The sequence below is a fragment of the Enterobacter sp. BNK-34 genome, from assembly GCF_048684445.1.
Lineage (GTDB): Bacteria > Pseudomonadota > Gammaproteobacteria > Enterobacterales > Enterobacteriaceae > Enterobacter > Enterobacter pseudoroggenkampii.
Window position 1 is genome coordinate 718,088 of record NZ_JBLQUA010000001.1, and the last position, 17,353, is coordinate 735,440.

Genomic DNA, 17,353 nt, shown 5'->3' on the forward strand with positions numbered 1-17,353 from the left:
GCATAATGACTGATAAGTTCCATATCTTAGTTTTGAACGGACCGAACCTGAACATGCTCGGAACCCGTGAGCCAGAGAAGTACGGCACGCTGACATTGAGTGAAATTGTTAACCGTCTGGGAACGGAAGCAGCGTCACTGAATGTGGATTTGGATCATTTTCAGTCGAATGCGGAGTACGCAATCATCGACCGTATTCATCAGGCTAAAGACAATGTGGACTATATCCTGATCAATCCGGCCGCGTTTACGCACACCAGTGTTGCTATCCGCGACGCACTGCTCGCGGTGAGTATCCCGTTTATCGAGATCCACCTGAGTAACGTGCACGCCCGAGAGCCGTTCCGTCACCATTCATATCTGTCAGATATCGCTGCTGGCGTTATCTGTGGACTGGGCGCAGACGGCTATTCATACGCTTTACAGACAGCGGTAAAACGCTTGTCACAATCACACTAAACAAGAGTACGGAACCCACTCATGGATATTCGTAAGATTAAAAAACTGATCGAGCTGGTTGAAGAATCAGGCATCTCCGAACTGGAAATTTCTGAAGGCGAAGAGTCTGTACGCATCAGCCGTGCAGCCCCAGCCGCTAGCTTCCCGGTAATGCAGCAGGCTTATGCTGCGCCAGTGCAGCAGCCTGCGCTCTCCGCAGCCGTTGCGCCAGCAGCTGAAGCCGCACCTGCCGCTGCAGCAGAAATCAGTGGTCACATCGTACGTTCCCCAATGGTTGGTACTTTCTACCGCACCCCGAGCCCGGACGCGAAGGCGTTCATCGAAGTGGGTCAGAAAGTCAACGTAGGCGATACCCTGTGCATCGTTGAAGCGATGAAAATGATGAACCAGATCGAAGCAGACAAATCAGGTACTGTGAAAGCGATTCTGGTCGAAAGTGGTCAGCCGGTTGAATTTGACGAGCCGCTGGTCGTCATCGAGTAACGAGGCGTACATGCTGGATAAAATTGTTATCGCCAACCGCGGCGAGATCGCACTGCGTATTCTTCGTGCCTGTAAAGAACTGGGCATCAAGACCGTCGCTGTGCACTCAAGCGCGGATCGCGATTTAAAACACGTATTGCTGGCGGATGAGACGGTCTGTATTGGCCCGGCTCCGTCCGTAAAAAGCTATCTGAACATCCCGGCTATCATCAGCGCCGCTGAAATCACCGGCGCGGTGGCAATTCATCCGGGTTACGGCTTCCTCTCTGAGAACGCCAACTTTGCTGAGCAGGTTGAACGCTCTGGCTTCATCTTCATCGGCCCGAAAGCCGACACCATCCGCCTGATGGGCGACAAAGTGTCTGCAATCACCGCGATGAAAAAAGCCGGTGTGCCAACCGTACCAGGCTCTGACGGCCCTCTGACCGACGACATGGATGCTAACCGTGCTCATGCTAAACGCATTGGCTACCCGGTTATCATCAAGGCGTCCGGCGGCGGCGGCGGTCGCGGTATGCGCGTTGTGCGCAGCGATGCTGACCTGGCGCAGTCCATCTCCATGACCAAAGCTGAAGCGAAAGCCGCTTTCAGCAATGACATGGTATACATGGAAAAATACCTGGAAAACCCACGCCACATCGAAATTCAGGTGCTGGCTGACGGTCAGGGCAACGCGATCTATCTGGCAGAGCGTGACTGCTCCATGCAGCGTCGTCACCAGAAAGTGGTCGAAGAAGCGCCAGCACCGGGTATTACCCCGGAACTGCGTCGCTACATCGGCGAGCGTTGCGCCAAAGCGTGTGTCGATATCGGCTATCGCGGGGCGGGTACCTTTGAGTTCCTGTTCGAAAACGGCGAGTTCTATTTCATCGAAATGAACACCCGTATTCAGGTTGAACACCCGGTTACCGAAATGATCACCGGCGTTGACCTGATCAAAGAACAGCTGCGTATCGCAGCCGGTCAGCCGCTGTCCATCAAGCAGGAAGAAGTTGTGGTGAAAGGCCATGCGATCGAGTGTCGTATCAACGCCGAAGACCCGAACACCTTCCTGCCAAGCCCGGGTAAAATCACGCGTTTCCACGCGCCGGGCGGCTTTGGCGTGCGTTGGGAATCTCATATCTACGCAGGTTACACCGTACCGCCGTACTATGACTCAATGATCGGTAAACTCATCTGCTACGGCGAAAACCGTGACGTGGCGATTGCCCGCATGAAGAACGCCCTGCAGGAGCTGATCATCGACGGTATCAAAACCAACGTTGATCTGCAGATGCGCATTATGAGCGACGAGCACTTCCAGAATGGTGGAACCAACATCCACTATCTCGAGAAGAAACTCGGTCTTAACGAGAAGTAAGACTGCGCGCACACGAAAAGGCCGGATTATCCGGCCTTTTTTATTTCTGGGGCCTGGAAAGCCTCATCATGTACAATCCCCGCTTTCTTCATCCACAAGGGACAAAAAATGGACAAACGTTTTGTTCAGGCCCATAAAGAAGCGCGCTGGGCGCTGTGGCTGACCCTTCTCTATCTCGCCGCATGGTTAGTAACTGCTTACTTACCGAATTCAGCATCCGGCATAACCGGCCTGCCGCACTGGTTTGAAATGGCGTGTCTGCTGGTACCGTTGATTTTTATTTTGCTCAGCTGGCTGATGGTGCGCTTTATCTTCCGCGATTTCCCGCTGGAGGACAGTGATGCAAACTGAAATCATCACCGTACTGGTTGTCTATTTGATCGTGGTATTTGGCCTATCTTTCTATGCCATGCGCAAACGCAGTACCGGATCGTTCCTGAGCGAATATTTCCTCGGCAGCCGTTCCATGGGCGGGTTTGTGCTGGCGATGACGCTGACCGCCACCTACGTGAGCGCCAGTTCGTTCATTGGCGGGCCGGGAGCCGCATACAAATACGGCCTGGGCTGGGTATTGCTGGCCATGATTCAGGTGCCCACGATTTGGCTGTCACTGGGTATTCTGGGCAAAAAATTTGCCATACTCGCTCGCCGCTATAACGCCATTACGCTGAACGACATGCTGCAGGCGCGTTATCAGAGCCGCGCGGTGGTCTGGATTGCCAGTATCAGCCTGATTGTCGCCTTCGTCGGCGCCATTGCCGTTCAGTTTATTGGCGGCGCGCGCCTGCTGGAAACGGCGGCGGGTATTAAGTACGAGACCGGGCTGCTCATCTTCGGGATCACGATTGCGCTGTACACCGCGTTTGGCGGTTTCCGCGCCAGCGTGCTGAACGACACCATGCAGGGCATGGTGATGCTGATAGGTACTCTTGTGCTGCTGGTTGGCGTCATCTACGCGGCCGGCGGGTTACACAATGCAGTGCAAACGCTGGAACAGATCGATCCTAAGCTGGTCAGCCCTCATGGTGCTGACGATATCCTGACGCCCGCGTTTATGACCTCCTTCTGGGTGCTGGTTTGCTTTGGGGTTATCGGTCTGCCGCACACCGCCGTGCGCTGTATCTCCTATAAAGACAGCAAAGCCGTTCACCGCGGGATTGTGATTGGTACCGTCGTTGTCGCCCTTCTGATGTTGGGCATGCATCTGGCGGGCGCGCTGGGTCGAGCTGTATTACCTCACCTGACCGTGCCGGATCAGGTGATCCCAACGCTGATGGTGCAGGTTCTGCCGCCGTGGGCCGCAGGTTTATTCCTTGCTGCACCGATGGCGGCCATCATGTCCAACGTTAACGCGCACCTGCTTCAGGCTTCCGCCACCATTATCAAAGATCTGTGGCTTAGCGCGCGTCCGGCTAAAATGCATAATGAGCAGAAGCTGAAACGCATCTCAACCTGGACCACGCTGGTGCTCGGTATTCTGATGATGCTCGCCGCATGGCGTCCGCCGGAGATGATCATCTGGCTGAACCTGCTGGCATTTGGTGGGCTGGAAGCGGTATTCCTGTGGCCGCTGGTGTTAGGGCTCTACTGGGAGCGGGCAAACGCGGCGGGCGCGCTGAGCGGCATGATCGTCGGCGGTGTGCTGTATGCCGTCCTCGCAACGTTTAAGATTCAGTACCTGGGCTTCCATCCGATTGTGCCTTCGTTACTGCTAAGTTTACTGGCGTTTGTGGTGGGGAACCGTTTCGGTCAGCCTGTCCCACAACCCGCTATGATTTCTACTGATAAATAAAGAGTTTTGCCATGCCGTGGATCCAACTAAAACTGAACACAACCGGCGCTAACGCCGAGGAACTGAGCGATGCGCTGATGGAGGCCGGTTCGGTCTCTATCACCTTCCAGGACACGCATGACACGCCGGTCTTTGAGCCACTGCCGGGCGAAACCCGTCTGTGGGGTGATACCGACGTTATTGGCCTGTTTGATGCCGAAACCGATATGAAAGAGGTTGTCGCGATTCTGGAAAACCATCCTCTGCTGGGCGCGGGATTTGTGCACAAAATCGAACAGCTGGAAGATAAAGACTGGGAACGCGAGTGGATGGATAACTTCCACCCGATGCAGTTCGGCAAACGTCTGTGGATCTGCCCAAGCTGGCGCGACGTCCCGGACGAGAATGCGGTCAACGTGATGCTCGACCCGGGCCTTGCATTTGGTACCGGCACTCACCCAACCACATCCCTGTGCCTGCAGTGGCTGGATGGTCTCGATCTGGACGGGAAGACGGTGATCGACTTCGGCTGTGGATCCGGGATCCTCGCGATTGCCGCCCTGAAACTGGGCGCAGCTAAAGCCATCGGGATCGATATCGATCCGCAGGCGATTCAGGCCAGCCGCGATAATGCCGAGCGTAACGGCGTGTCCGATCGTCTGGAGCTGTATCTGCCGGATGCGCAGCCAGACGCCATGAAAGCCGATGTGGTGGTCGCAAACATTCTGGCGGGCCCACTGCGCGAGCTGGCCCCGTTAATCAGCGTGCTGCCCGTTGAGGGCGGTCTGCTGGGGCTTTCCGGTATTCTGGCGAGCCAGGCCGACAGCGTGTGTGAAGCCTACGCCGATCTTTTCACCCTCGACCCGGTGGTTGAGAAAGAAGAGTGGTGCCGCATCACCGGCCGTAAAAAATAAGCATTTGGCGTGGTCATCTGACCACGCCTTTCACCCTCTGATTATTCTCTCTCCCTCTGCCATTCTTCGCTAAAATAACCACACAAATCATGTTGATTTGTATTATAAAAATTCACCGGAAGAATATGATGAAACACATTACAGGCAAGGCAGCGCTGCTGGCGCTGAGCATGGTTTCGGCTTCAGCATTTGCGTCACACTGGAGCTACGAAGGGGAAGGTTCACCGGAACACTGGGGCGAGCTGGACGAGGCATACAAGACCTGTCAAAGCGGGATGAACCAGTCTCCGATTAATATTGATTCGACCGCTAACGCCCATCTCCCTCCGCTTAAAACACACTACATTGATGGCCCTGTCGGGCTGACAAACAATGGCCATACCATTCAGGCCAGCGAAAAAGCAGATACCCGCAACACGATAACCCTGGACAAGCAAACCTGGACGCTACAGCAGTTCCACTTCCATGCGCCGAGCGAAAACACCGTGCACGGCAAAAAGTACGCGATGGAGATGCATCTGGTACATAAAAACAGCGCGGGTGAGCTGGCCGTGGTGGCCGTCATGTTTGATAAAGGTGCTGCGAATCCCGAGCTGGCAAAGCTGTGGAATGTGATGCCTCAGCAGGCTGAACAGAATGTATCTATTGAGAAGGATCTCAACCTGAACAAACTGCTGCCAAAGGTGAAAACTTACTGGCGCTTTAGCGGCTCCTTGACCACGCCACCGTGTTCTGAAGGGGTCACCTGGATCGTGCTCAAACAGCCGTTAACCCTCTCAGCAGAACAGCTTGAGAAATTTACTCATACCATGCATCACGATAATAACCGTCCGGTACAGTCGCTGCACGGGCGCGTTGTGGTCGAATAAGACGCATTTTTCGCATGACGATCATGTTCTAAAATGCGACGCAGATCGCAAAGAAGTGGGGAAATCTGCTGCTAAAAACAGCAGATTATCCCGCTTCATCGAAGCATTTATTCAGAAATGATGAGAAGTTACGGGAAATTGTAAGCGCCTATAAAATAACCATTCTCGTATAACATAATGATTTAAATAATGAATAATTTTGAACGGAAAGATTGAGCGGCGATTCCTTGATCTACAACAGTGGATTGTTCAAAGTTTGGCCTTTCATCTCGTGCAAAAAATGCGTAATATACGCCGCCTTGCAGTCACAGTATGGTCATTTCTTAACTCATGCGCATCGGACACCACCAGCTTAGAAATCGCCTGATCGCAGCCCCTATGGCAGGTATTACAGACCGGCCGTTCAGGACGCTGTGCTATGAGATGGGAGCCGGTTTAACCGTATCCGAGATGATGTCGTCTAACCCGCAGGTTTGGGAAAGCGATAAATCCCGCCTTCGGATGGTGCACGTTGATGAACCAGGTATTCGCACCGTGCAAATTGCCGGAAGCGTGCCTGAAGAGATGGCAGATGCCGCGCGGATTAACGTGGAAAGTGGTGCCCAGATTATTGATATCAATATGGGGTGCCCGGCCAAAAAGGTGAATCGCAAGCTTGCAGGTTCAGCCCTTCTGCAATACCCCGACCAGGTGAAAGCTATCCTGACGGCGGTTGTCAGCGCAGTGGACGTTCCTGTTACGTTGAAGATTCGCACGGGTTGGTCGCCGGAACACCGTAACTGTGTAGAGATTGCCCAACTGGCCGAAGACTGTGGCATTCAGGCCCTGACCATTCATGGACGCACTCGCGCCTGTTTGTTCAACGGTGAAGCTGAATACGACAGCATTCGGGCAGTTAAGCAGAAAGTTTCCATTCCGATTATCGCGAATGGCGACATAACTGACCCGCTTAAAGCCAGAGCTGTACTCGACTATACGGGAGCTGATGCTCTGATGATAGGACGTGCCGCTCAGGGAAGACCCTGGATCTTCCGGGAAATCCAGCATTATCTGGACACTGGGGAGCTGCTTGCCCCGCTGCCTCTGGCAGAGGTTAAGCGCTTGCTTTGTTCGCATGTTCGGGAACTGCATGACCACTACGGTCAGGCAAAAGGGTACCGAATTGCGCGTAAACACGTCTCCTGGTATCTCCAGGAGCACGCTCCAGATGACCAGTTTCGGCGCACATTCAACGCCATAGAGGATGCCAGCGTACAGCTGGAGGCGTTGGAGGCATACTTCGAAAATCTTGCGTAATGAAATAAAGAGCTGACAGAACTATGTTCGAACAACGCGTAAATTCTGACGTACTGACCGTTTCTACCGTTAACTCTCAGGACCAGGTAACTCAAAAGCCCCTGCGTGACTCGGTTAAACAGGCACTGAAGAACTATTTTGCTCAACTGAACGGTCAGGATGTTAATGACCTGTATGAGCTGGTACTGGCTGAAGTTGAACAGCCACTGTTGGACATGGTGATGCAATACACCCGCGGTAACCAAACCCGCGCTGCGCTGATGATGGGTATCAACCGTGGTACTCTGCGTAAGAAACTGAAAAAATACGGCATGAACTGATACTAATCAGTTAAATGCTTGTTTAAAAAGGCGCTCTTCGGCATGGGGAAGCGCCTTTTTTATTACCTGTACCTCTCCGTCAACGCAGTGTAAACCTTCGCTTCTCCCGCTTTTAAACCACGGTTTTTCGTGTATATTTTTCCCCATCCTACAGGCGCTCTTCTCGCGGAATGACACAATGATTCGTAAATACTGGTGGCTGATTGTCTTTGCAATCTCCGTTCTCATTTTCGATGCACTCCTGATGCAGTGGATTGAACTGATGAGTACCGAAACCGATAAGTGTCGCAATATGAACTCCGTCAATCCGCTGAAACTCGTGAACTGCTCCGAGCTCGACTAACCGCCCGATTGCGCAAATCACACTATTATTACCCACTAAAAACGGGGATTTAAATCCCTTTGAGCCATTACCTGACGGTGATAATGTCTCGCCCTTCTCAACCGCTCTAGCGTAACCCCACACTCGAGTAGAACCGTCCATGCTGGTCAGCCAATACAACCATATCCTTGTCGTCCTCTCCTTTGTTGTTGCCATCCTTGCGGCGTATACCGCGCTGAACATGGCTGCACGCGTCGCCGGGAGTGAGGGCGTCGCTGCCCGCGTCTGGCTGGCTGGCGGCGGTATTGCAATGGGTATTGGCGTGTGGGCCATGCACTTTATCGGCATGCTGGCGATGGACCTCTCCATGAGCATGAGCTACAACGCCACCCTGACGGTGTTATCCATGGTCATCGCCGTGGGTTCATCACTGTTTGCGTTATGGCTCGTGAGCTGCGAGCAATTACGCCTGCGCCGACTGCTGCCCGGCGCGCTGGTGATGGGGAGCGGTATTGTTGCTATGCATTACACCGGCATGGCGGCGCTGGAAGTGATGCCGGGGATTATCTGGGACAAGGTCTGGGTGGCCATTTCGGTCGCGATTGCGCTTGCCGCTTCTCTCGCGGCGCTATGGCTGACCTTCCGCCTGCGTCGCGAAGCCGCACAGGTCGTGCTGATGCGCATGGGGGCCGCCATCACGATGGGGATTGCCATTGCCGGTATGCACTATGCCGGGATGAAAGCAGCGCAGTTTCCCATGTCCACAATGGTTCATCATGAGGGGATTAACGGGAGCTGGCTGGCGGTGCTGGTCAGCGTTGTCGCCCTCTCTATTCTTGGGATTACCCTGCTGGTGTCGATGCTGGATGCCCGCCTTCAGGCACGTACGGCCCTTCTGGCCTCGTCGCTGGCAGAAGCTAACCGGGAACTCGCTCAACTGGCGCTGCACGATACCCTGACGCGTCTGCCCAATCGTATCCTGCTGGAAGACAGACTCGATCAGGCCATCAGCAAAGCCGATCGTGAAGGGAATCACTTTGCCCTGATGTTCATGGATCTCGACGGCTTTAAAGCCATCAACGACGCCTACGGCCATGATGTTGGTGACAGGCTGCTGGTCGCCGTTACGCAGCGTCTGCTGCTTCTCCTGAAAGGCCAGTTCACCCTTGCACGTATCGGCGGTGATGAGTTTGTTCTGCTGGCAGAGGGAGAAGGTCCGGACGACGCGGCATCGCTGGCAAATTCGCTGGTCCGCGCGATCGATAGCCCGTTCAATCTCGGCCCCTATGAACTGGTGGTGACTCTCAGCATTGGTATCGCACTGTACCCTCACGACGGCAAAACTGAGCGTGAACTGATGTTTAACGCCGACGCGGCGATGTATCACACGAAGCATATGGGCCGTAACGGCTACCACTTTTTCCAGCCCTCCATGAACACCCTGGCGCAGACCCATCTCCAGTTAATGAACGATCTGTGGATGGCGATCGATCGCAATGAGCTGCGCCTGCTGTATCAGCCAAAATTTCACGCCCCCGCGGGTCCTGTCCTCGGATTCGAGGCGTTATTGCGCTGGCAGCATCCTAAGCAGGGGTTACTGACGCCGGAGCTTTTTCTGCCGCTGGCGGAAAAAACGGGGCTGATCATCCCCATTGGCAACTGGGTGATTAATGAAGCCTGTCGCCAGCTGCGGGAATGGCATCTTCAGGGGCATCAAAGCTGGTCAATGGCGGTAAACCTGTCGACACTGCAGTTTGAACAACCTTCGCTGGTGAAAACGGTTCTCGACTGCCTGGCTCTTCACCATGTGCCACCGGAAATGTTGATCCTCGAAGTGACGGAAACCACGGCGATGAGCAACCCGGATGAGAGCGTACGGGTGCTGACAGAGCTAACGGATGCGGGCGTGAAGGCCTCCATTGATGATTTTGGCACCGGATATTCGAGCCTGCTGTATCTCAAGCGGTTACCGGCCTGTGAATTGAAAATCGACAGGGCGTTTGTGAAAGAGCTCAGCGGCGAAAGCGAGGATGCCACTATTGTCTCAGCGATTGTCGCCCTTGCCAAAACGCTTAACCTGAAAGTCGTGGCAGAAGGTGTAGAAACCGAAGCACAGCAAGCCTTTTTAACCGAGCTGGGCTGTAACACCCTTCAGGGTTATCTGTTAGGTAAACCCACCAGCGCGCAGACCATAGAAGCACTTTGTGCCCGAGGGGAAATGTTACCTGGCGCTGAGCTGTAAGCATCCTCATCAGGCGACACGCGAATGACAGGGAGTGTCGCCAGTATGCTATCAACCAGAGCGGGAGCCTGCTGATAAAGATTAAAACTGTCGTTATTCATTAACCAGTTTTTAATTATTCCGCTAAAAAAACCGTGGAATACAATCAAGGTGAGATCAACATTCACCTTTGGCGAAATGATATTCTGCGAAATACAGGTCTCCAGCGTGGCGCGTAGCGTGTCATCATTGAATCCAATGCGGTTTCTGATTTCACGCTCTGAAATCATATCACTGCTAAATTCACACTTATGATACAGAATTTGTAAAAGCGCACATTGCCGGGGTTCACGGGCAATATACTGCAGCGCAGTAATAAATTGCTCACGAAGTTTTAACAATGGGTCGTCGCTATCGGAAAGGGAAAGCCTGTCACGAATAATGTCGCGAAGCGGTAATTGCTGTTCCCAGATGGCATTAAATATTTCTGATTTACTGGTGAAGTGCCAGTAGATCGCGCCGCGCGTCACCTTTGCAGCATCAGCGATATCCGTCAGCGTCGTACTGGCTACGCCACGCGTCGCAAACTGTCCTATAGCCGCCTCAATCAGCTGCTGCCGGGTTTGTTGAGCCTCTTCTTTCTTTTTACGCGCCATAGGCAACTACTCGTTACTCACAAGGTTTAAAGGTAATATTGCGTTCATGCAAATGTAAGTATTCACTAAAATCCGTTTTAATTTTGCACAAAAAAAGTCACCCCTCTTAATTTATAATTAATACAAATACATCGAGCCAATTAAATTGACGGGATGAATAACCAAACAACATAAACCCCATTTACCTGATTAACATGCCTGAAGTATATCCCGGAATGGACCAGGTCTGATTCTGATTTTCTCCAGAAGCATGGTCATTCGCACTTATAAATTAAAAAACATTAAATACCCTCATTATTATACGCAGCTACATTTTATTTTTTATCCCTCTGCCCCAGCTACCGGTTCGCGGCATATATCGGTTAATGGGTATTTAAAGGAACAGTAATGACGAATCATTTCAGACGCTTGCCCTTATCCGGTTTCATTGTCTGCGCGGTACTGCTCACTGGATGCGATGGTCAGGAAAATCAACAACAACACCTGCAGGCGCCTCAGGTCAGCGTGCACATTGTGAAAAGCGCACCTCTGGCTGTCACCACTGAACTCCCGGGCAGAACAGATGCATTTCGCGTTGCGGAGGTTCGTCCTCAGGTTAGCGGCATTATCCTTCGCCGCAACTTCGCGGAAGGTAGCGATGTAAAAGCGGGTGAGTCACTTTACCAGATTGATCCTGCGACCTATCAGGCAGCCTATGACAGCGCGAAAGGCGAACTGGCGAAGGCTCAGGCGGCGGCCAATATTGCGCACCTGACGGTAAAACGCTATCTCCCGCTGGTAGGCACCCAATATGTCAGTAAGCAGGAGTATGACCAGGCCGTGGCGACGGCTCAGCAGGCAGATGCCAGCGTGGTTGCCGCGAAAGCCGGCGTTGAAAGCGCACGTATCAACCTTGCCTACACCAAAGTAACCTCGCCTGTTGATGGTCGTATCGGGAAATCCAGCGTGACCGAAGGGGCGTTGGTGACGAACGGACAGGCCTCAGCGCTGGCAACGGTCCAGCAGCTCGATCCGATTTATGTCGATGTCACCCAGTCCAGTAATGATTTTATGCGCCTGAAACAGACTAGCCTGCAAAAAGGCGATACCGCCAGCAGCGTTGAGCTACTGATGGAGAACGGGCAGCCCTATCCGCTGAAAGGCACCTTGCAGTTCTCTGACGTCACGGTCGATGAAAGTACCGGCTCAATTACCCTGCGCGCCATTTTCCCGAACCCTCAGCATATGCTGTTACCCGGCATGTTTGTTCGCGCCCGCATCGATGAAGGTACCCAGCCGGATGCGATTCTGGTTCCCCAGCAAGGCGTGACCCGCACACCGCGAGGTGATGCAACCGTCCTGGTGGTGAACGATAAAAACCAGGTTGAGCCGCGTACCGTCGTCGCCCCGCAGGCAATTGGCGATCGCTGGCTGGTGACGGAAGGGCTGAAAAACGGTGACCGCGTGATTGTCAGCGGGCTACAGAAAGTCAGACCAGGGGTAACCGTCGTCGCCACGCCGGATACCACCACGACTCCAGCCGGTTAAGGGACGACGACATGGCTAACTTCTTTATTCAGAGACCGGTTTTCGCCTGGGTACTTGCCATCATCCTGATGATTGCAGGCGGGCTGGCCATTCTCAAACTTCCGGTCGCACAGTATCCGACCATCGCCCCTCCCGCCGTGGCGATATCCGCGACCTACCCGGGAGCGGACGCTCAAACGGTGCAGGATACCGTGACCCAGGTTATCGAACAGAACATGAACGGTATCGATAACCTGATGTATATGTCCTCCACCAGTGATTCAGCGGGTAACGTCACCATCACCCTGACCTTCGAGTCAGGCACCAACCCGGACATCGCTCAGGTGCAGGTACAGAACAAGCTGCAGCTCGCCATGCCGCTGCTGCCGCAAGAGGTTCAGCAGCAAGGGATTGGCGTGGAGAAATCCAGCAGCAGCTTCCTGCTGGTCGCCGGTTTTGTTTCTGACAACAAAAATCTCACGCAGGATGACATCTCTGACTATGTCGCCTCAAACGTCAAAGATGCCATCAGCCGAACGTCTGGCGTCGGTGACGTTCAGCTGTTTGGCGCTCAGTATGCGATGCGCATCTGGCTCGACAGCAACGCGATGAACAAATACCAGCTGACGCCGCTGGATATTATCAACCAGCTGAAAACCCAGAACGATCAGATAGCGGCAGGCCAGCTGGGCGGAACGCCGTCCATTCCCGGGCAACAGCTGAATGCCTCGATCATCGCGCAAACTCGCCTGAAATCGCCGGAGGAGTTTGGCCGCGTGACGCTCAAGGTGAACCAGGACGGCTCGATGGTTCATCTGAAGGACGTGGCTCGTATTGAGCTGGGCGGCGAAAACTACAACATGGTCACTAAAATCAACGGGCAGGCGGCAACCGGTCTGGGGATTAAGCTGGCAACCGGGGCAAATGCGCTGGACACTGCGGCAGCCATCAAAAGCAAGCTGGCGCAGCTGCAGCAGTTCTTCCCACAGGGGCTGAAAGTTGTCTATCCCTATGACACCACGCCTTTTGTGAAAATCTCCATTCACGAAGTGGTGAAGACCCTGTTTGAAGCGATCGTTCTCGTCTTCCTGGTCATGTACCTGTTCCTGCAAAACCTGCGGGCGACGCTCATCCCGACTATCGCGGTGCCGGTCGTTCTGCTGGGCACCTTTGCGGTTCTGGCGGCGTTTGGTTTCTCCATCAATACCCTGACGATGTTCGGCATGGTGCTGGCGATAGGTCTGCTGGTCGATGACGCTATCGTGGTCGTTGAGAACGTCGAACGTGTCATGGTCGAGGACAAGCTGCCGCCGAAAGAGGCCACGCAGAAGTCGATGGAGCAGATCCAGGGCGCACTGGTCGGGATCGCCATGGTGCTCTCGGCGGTCTTTATTCCGATGGCCTTTTTTGGCGGCTCGACGGGGGCGATCTATCGCCAGTTCTCGCTGACTATCGTTTCCGCTATGGCGTTGTCCGTACTGGTTGCGCTCATCCTGACGCCCGCACTCTGCGCAACGTTGCTTAAGCCCGTATCCGGCGACCATCATGAGAAAAAAGGGGGCTTCTTCGGCTGGTTTAACGCGCTCTTTGATAAAAGCGTGGAGCACTACAGCAACAGCGTGAGCGGTATTTTGCGTAAGACAGGGCGCTATCTGGTGGTGTACGTCATTATTGTCGGTGGGATGGCGGTACTCTTCCTGCGCCTACCCACCTCCTTCCTGCCCGAAGAGGATCAGGGGGTGTTTATGACGATGGTTCAACTCCCGGCAGGTGCAACCCAGACGCGTACTCAGCAGGTCCTCGACCAGGTTCAGGACTACTACCTGAACAAAGAGAAGGCGAACGTTGAATCCGTCTTTACCGTAAACGGCTTTAGCTTTAGCGGCCAGGGCCAGAACTCCGGTATTGCATTCGTCAGCCTGAAGCCCTGGGAGGAGCGCCCGGGGTCGGAAAATGGTGTCGAAGCCATTGTGGGTCGCGCGACGAAAGCCTTCAGTCAGATTAAAGATGGCCTTGTTTTCCCGTTTAACCTGCCTGCAATTATTGAGCTGGGTACCGCCACGGGCTTCGACTTTGAATTGATCGATCAGGCTAACCTGGGGCATACCCAACTGACGCAGGCGCGTAATCAACTGCTCAGCATGGTGAAAGAGCACCCTGATCTGCTGGTTCGCGTGCGCCCTAACGGTCTTGAAGATACGCCGCAGTTCAAACTGGATGTCGACCAGGAGAAAGCCCAGGCGCTGGGCATCAGTCTTTCTGACGTCAACCAGACGATTTCGACAGCCTTAGGTGGCACCTATGTGAACGACTTTATCGATCATGGGCGCGTGAAAAAGGTCTACGTACAGGCCGACGCCAAATTCCGTATGTTGCCAGGCGATATTAACAACCTCTATGTGCGCAGCGCGAATGGGGAAATGGTCCCGTTCTCTGCCTTTAGCAATGCTCATTGGGTCTATGGTTCACCTCGCCTGGAGCGCTATAACGGGATGCCCTCTATGGAGATCCTCGGTGAATCAGCCCCGGGTAAAAGTACCGGTGAGGCCATGGTTATGATGGAAAGTCTCGCGGCAAAACTGCCTTCCGGCATCGGCTATGACTGGACCGGAATGTCCTATCAGGAGCGGCTCTCGGGTAACCAGGCGCCTGCACTGTACGCCATTTCGCTGATCGTGGTGTTCCTGTGTCTGGCAGCGCTGTATGAAAGCTGGTCCATTCCGTTCTCCGTTATGCTGGTTGTACCGCTGGGGGTCATTGGGGCGCTTCTCGCAGCATCGCTGCGCGGGTTAAACAATGACGTCTATTTCCAGGTCGGCCTGCTGACGACGATTGGTTTATCGGCGAAAAACGCCATCCTGATCGTCGAATTTGCTAAAGACCTGATGGAGAAAGAAGGCAAAGGCATTATTGAAGCCACGCTGGAAGCTTCCAGGATGCGCCTTCGACCGATCCTGATGACGTCTCTGGCCTTTATCCTTGGCGTCATGCCGCTGGTGATCAGCTCCGGTGCCGGGAGCGGCGCGCAAAACGCCGTCGGTACGGGCGTTATGGGGGGAATGCTTTCCGCAACGCTTCTGGCGATTTTCTTCGTGCCCGTCTTCTTTGTGGTTGTTCGACGACGGTTTACTCACCATAAAGAGTAATATTCCCCCTAAAAGGCACCTTTGGTGCCTTTTTTATTTTTAACATAAACAATGAATTACGCTTTACATAAAGGCAGTGTTAAAAATATGATGATTTGCATTAAGTAAAAACAGTCTCTTGCAGCTCCATAATGTCTCCATTAATTCCTCCTGAAACCGATTTTTCTCCACGATTTTTACAAACTACATAATTTGAGATTATTCCTCGTGTAACGAGGACTTACCCCGGTGGTAAAATAACCTCCAGTTCGTTAATAGCCCTCCTGGCTTTATAGCGGATGAGAAATAATACTGAGGTAACATCATGAAAAGATTCATTTCCGTTGCACTTCTCGCTGCGCTGCTGGCTGGTTGCGCGCACGACTCTCCATGTGTACCGGTTTACGATGACCAGGGCCGACTGGTTCATACCAATACCTGTATGAAAGGCACCACCCAGGATAACTGGGAAACTGCGGGTGCTATCGCTGGCGGTGCTGCCGCAGTAGCGGGTTTGACGCTGGGTATTGTTGCCCTGACGAAGTAACATCTGTAAAGAAAGCGCGGCTCTGGCCGCGCTTTTGCTTTTAATGAGTGCAGTATTTTAAAATAAGTAAAAAAACAGCCCCGTATTTATTCACATAATTAATCTAAGCCTGAAGTCAGTCACAGCTTTTTCGCATACTCATTCAAATTACTTATTCTATCGTGATGATTTTCACACATTAATATTATTGAATACCCTGCCAATATTCACTCTGGAAACTATCTCCCCTTTTTCCTGACCCGACGCATAACTTTTGCTCCGATTTGTGGCACAGGTTGTAATTTCGCACCATTTCAGGGCGCTCGTTTTATTTAAGCCTGTCTACACTCAGCATTAAGCGTTCGCTCGTCTCTTATTTTGTCGAACGCAAAACTGGCATTACGTTTGCTTTATAAACGTTGGCCAAAGCCACAGATAGGTTAAGCGTTTAAAAACGCCTCTATAACGATAAATTTCGCCACACAGGATGCATTATGAAAAAGACGATGATAGCCAGCCTGGCCGCTGCAGGCATGTTGTTTGCCGTAGCCGGTCAAGCCCATGCGGGAACGACACTGGATGCCGTTAAAAAGAAAGGTTTTGTTCAATGCGGTATCAGTGACGGTTTGCCTGGCTTCTCTTATGCCGATGCGAACGGCAAATTTACCGGTATCGATGTGGACGTCTGCCGTGGCGTTGCGGCCGCCGTTTTTGGTGATGACAGCAAAGTAAAATATACCCCGCTGACGGCGAAAGAACGCTTTACGGCGCTGCAGTCCGGAGAGGTCGACATGCTCTCCCGTAATACCACCTGGACGTCCTCACGTGATGCAGGCATGGGGATGTCATTTACGGGCGTGACCTATTATGACGGTATCGGCTTCCTGACCCACAATAAAGCAGGCCTGAAAAGCGCTAAGGAACTGGATGGTGCCACCGTTTGTATCCAGGCGGGCACCGATACCGAGCTGAACGTCGCGGATTATTTCAAAGCAAATAACATGAAATACACCCCAGTGACATTCGACCGCTCGGATGAGTCGGCCAAAGCGCTGGAGTCCGGCCGTTGCGACACGCTGGCCTCTGACCAGTCACAGCTGTATGCCTTACGTATTAAGCTGAGCAACCCGGCAGAATGGATTGTTCTGCCTGAAGTGATCTCCAAAGAACCTCTCGGACCGGTCGTACGTCGTGGCGATGAAGACTGGTTCTCAATTGTTCGCTGGACGCTGTTCGCCATGCTGAACGCAGAAGAGATGGGCATCAACTCGAAAAACGTTGATGAGAAAGCCGCTAAGCCATCCAACCCGGATATGGCACACCTGCTCGGTACAGAAGGTGATTTCGGCAAGGATCTGAAGCTGGATAACAAGTGGGCCTACAACATCATCAAACAGGTGGGCAACTACTCTGAGATCTTTGAGCGCAACGTGGGATCGGAAAGCCCGCTGAAGATCAAACGCGGCCAGAACAATCTCTGGAACAACGGCGGTATTCAGTACGCGCCACCAGTACGTTAAGTCATA

Annotated in this window: 16 protein-coding genes; 15 read left to right on the forward strand and 1 reads right to left on the reverse strand. The window is 53.1% G+C overall.

Annotated elements, in window-relative coordinates:
* The first annotated feature begins 5 nt into the window (after nt 1–5).
* From aroQ to ACMGG5_RS03705, 11 genes are all read left to right on the forward strand, one after another.
* Nucleotides 6–458: a type II 3-dehydroquinate dehydratase gene (gene aroQ / locus ACMGG5_RS03655; RefSeq protein WP_024906320.1), complete on the forward strand. Its 453-nt coding sequence runs from the start codon at nt 6–8 to the stop codon at nt 456–458.
* Between the two features lie 21 nt (nt 459–479).
* On the forward strand, nt 480–941 hold the full coding sequence (gene accB, locus ACMGG5_RS03660; RefSeq protein WP_010436174.1) for an acetyl-CoA carboxylase biotin carboxyl carrier protein: 462 nt from the start codon (nt 480–482) through the stop codon (nt 939–941).
* Between the two features lie 10 nt (nt 942–951).
* Nucleotides 952–2,301: an acetyl-CoA carboxylase biotin carboxylase subunit gene (gene accC / locus ACMGG5_RS03665; protein ID WP_024906319.1), complete on the forward strand. Its 1,350-nt coding sequence runs from the start codon at nt 952–954 to the stop codon at nt 2,299–2,301.
* Between the two features lie 108 nt (nt 2,302–2,409).
* Nucleotides 2,410–2,652, forward strand: coding sequence for a YhdT family protein (locus ACMGG5_RS03670; protein WP_032650447.1), 243 nt, complete (start codon nt 2,410–2,412; stop codon nt 2,650–2,652).
* On the forward strand, nt 2,642–4,093 hold the full coding sequence (gene panF / locus ACMGG5_RS03675; RefSeq protein ID WP_032650448.1) for a sodium/pantothenate symporter: 1,452 nt from the start codon (nt 2,642–2,644) through the stop codon (nt 4,091–4,093). Before ACMGG5_RS03670 ends, panF begins: the two co-directional genes overlap by 11 nt.
* An 11-nt stretch (nt 4,094–4,104) precedes the next feature.
* Nucleotides 4,105–4,986: a 50S ribosomal protein L11 methyltransferase gene (gene prmA, locus ACMGG5_RS03680; RefSeq protein WP_024906316.1), complete on the forward strand. Its 882-nt coding sequence runs from the start codon at nt 4,105–4,107 to the stop codon at nt 4,984–4,986.
* Nucleotides 4,987–5,114: 128 nt separating this feature from the next.
* Nucleotides 5,115–5,855, forward strand: coding sequence for a carbonic anhydrase (locus ACMGG5_RS03685; RefSeq protein WP_420278598.1), 741 nt, complete (start codon nt 5,115–5,117; stop codon nt 5,853–5,855).
* Between the two features lie 330 nt (nt 5,856–6,185).
* Nucleotides 6,186–7,151 (forward strand): tRNA dihydrouridine synthase DusB, encoded by a 966-nt coding sequence (dusB, locus tag ACMGG5_RS03690; RefSeq protein ID WP_023309409.1) that lies wholly within the window; start codon nt 6,186–6,188, stop codon nt 7,149–7,151.
* 23 nt (nt 7,152–7,174) lie between these two features.
* Entirely contained in the window at nt 7,175–7,471 is a 297-nt protein-coding gene (fis, locus tag ACMGG5_RS03695; RefSeq protein WP_000462905.1) for a DNA-binding transcriptional regulator Fis, read from the forward strand.
* A 178-nt stretch (nt 7,472–7,649) separates the two neighbouring features.
* Complete coding sequence (locus tag ACMGG5_RS03700; RefSeq protein ID WP_024906314.1) at nt 7,650–7,814, forward strand: DUF2556 family protein; 165 nt, start codon at nt 7,650–7,652, stop codon at nt 7,812–7,814.
* A 139-nt stretch (nt 7,815–7,953) separates the two neighbouring features.
* Nucleotides 7,954–10,035: a putative bifunctional diguanylate cyclase/phosphodiesterase gene (locus tag ACMGG5_RS03705; protein WP_024906313.1), complete on the forward strand. Its 2,082-nt coding sequence runs from the start codon at nt 7,954–7,956 to the stop codon at nt 10,033–10,035.
* Here ACMGG5_RS03705 and envR read toward each other — a convergent pair.
* A complete protein-coding gene (envR, locus tag ACMGG5_RS03710; RefSeq protein ID WP_024906312.1) occupies nt 9,951–10,670 on the reverse strand; it encodes an acrEF/envCD operon transcriptional regulator in 720 nt (239 codons plus the stop codon). The two genes, ACMGG5_RS03705 and envR, sit on opposite strands and share 85 nt — an antisense overlap.
* A 387-nt stretch (nt 10,671–11,057) precedes the next feature.
* On the opposite strand from envR, the gene ACMGG5_RS03715 reads away from it, so the two are divergent.
* The 4 genes from ACMGG5_RS03715 (at nt 11,058) to ACMGG5_RS03730 (ending at nt 17,347) form a co-directional block, all read left to right on the forward strand.
* Nucleotides 11,058–12,197 (forward strand): efflux RND transporter periplasmic adaptor subunit, encoded by a 1,140-nt coding sequence (locus ACMGG5_RS03715; RefSeq protein ID WP_248272492.1) that lies wholly within the window; start codon nt 11,058–11,060, stop codon nt 12,195–12,197.
* 11 nt (nt 12,198–12,208) lie between these two features.
* The gene (locus tag ACMGG5_RS03720; RefSeq protein ID WP_420277532.1) at nt 12,209–15,322 is read left to right on the forward strand and encodes an efflux RND transporter permease subunit; all 3,114 of its coding nucleotides are present in this window, start codon (nt 12,209–12,211) and stop codon (nt 15,320–15,322) included.
* A gap of 304 nt (nt 15,323–15,626) precedes the next feature.
* Nucleotides 15,627–15,848 carry a lipoprotein gene (locus tag ACMGG5_RS03725; RefSeq protein WP_008502867.1) on the forward strand — a complete coding sequence of 74 codons (222 nt, stop codon included), beginning with the start codon at nt 15,627–15,629 and terminating at the stop codon, nt 15,846–15,848.
* Nucleotides 15,849–16,321: 473 nt separating this feature from the next.
* Nucleotides 16,322–17,347, forward strand: coding sequence for an amino acid ABC transporter substrate-binding protein (locus ACMGG5_RS03730; protein WP_024906309.1), 1,026 nt, complete (start codon nt 16,322–16,324; stop codon nt 17,345–17,347).
* The last annotated feature ends 6 nt before the right edge of the window (nt 17,348–17,353 follow it).

Excerpts from the sequence above, each read along its gene's own strand:
- aroQ (WP_024906320.1), top strand. The coding sequence starts at position 6 with ATGACTGATAAGTTCCATATCTTAGTTTTGAACGGACCGAACCTGAAC.
- accB (WP_010436174.1), top strand. The coding sequence starts at position 480 with ATGGATATTCGTAAGATTAAAAAACTGATCGAGCTGGTTGAAGAATCA.
- accC (WP_024906319.1), top strand. The coding sequence starts at position 952 with ATGCTGGATAAAATTGTTATCGCCAACCGCGGCGAGATCGCACTGCGT.
- ACMGG5_RS03670 (WP_032650447.1), top strand. The coding sequence starts at position 2,410 with ATGGACAAACGTTTTGTTCAGGCCCATAAAGAAGCGCGCTGGGCGCTG.
- panF (WP_032650448.1), top strand. The coding sequence starts at position 2,642 with ATGCAAACTGAAATCATCACCGTACTGGTTGTCTATTTGATCGTGGTA.
- prmA (WP_024906316.1), top strand. The coding sequence starts at position 4,105 with ATGCCGTGGATCCAACTAAAACTGAACACAACCGGCGCTAACGCCGAG.
- ACMGG5_RS03685 (WP_420278598.1), top strand. The coding sequence starts at position 5,115 with ATGAAACACATTACAGGCAAGGCAGCGCTGCTGGCGCTGAGCATGGTT.
- dusB (WP_023309409.1), top strand. The coding sequence starts at position 6,186 with ATGCGCATCGGACACCACCAGCTTAGAAATCGCCTGATCGCAGCCCCT.
- fis (WP_000462905.1), top strand. The coding sequence starts at position 7,175 with ATGTTCGAACAACGCGTAAATTCTGACGTACTGACCGTTTCTACCGTT.
- ACMGG5_RS03700 (WP_024906314.1), top strand. The coding sequence starts at position 7,650 with ATGATTCGTAAATACTGGTGGCTGATTGTCTTTGCAATCTCCGTTCTC.
- ACMGG5_RS03705 (WP_024906313.1), top strand. The coding sequence starts at position 7,954 with ATGCTGGTCAGCCAATACAACCATATCCTTGTCGTCCTCTCCTTTGTT.
- envR (WP_024906312.1), bottom strand. The coding sequence starts at position 10,670 with ATGGCGCGTAAAAAGAAAGAAGAGGCTCAACAAACCCGGCAGCAGCTG.
- ACMGG5_RS03715 (WP_248272492.1), top strand. The coding sequence starts at position 11,058 with ATGACGAATCATTTCAGACGCTTGCCCTTATCCGGTTTCATTGTCTGC.
- ACMGG5_RS03720 (WP_420277532.1), top strand. The coding sequence starts at position 12,209 with ATGGCTAACTTCTTTATTCAGAGACCGGTTTTCGCCTGGGTACTTGCC.
- ACMGG5_RS03725 (WP_008502867.1), top strand. The coding sequence starts at position 15,627 with ATGAAAAGATTCATTTCCGTTGCACTTCTCGCTGCGCTGCTGGCTGGT.
- ACMGG5_RS03730 (WP_024906309.1), top strand. The coding sequence starts at position 16,322 with ATGAAAAAGACGATGATAGCCAGCCTGGCCGCTGCAGGCATGTTGTTT.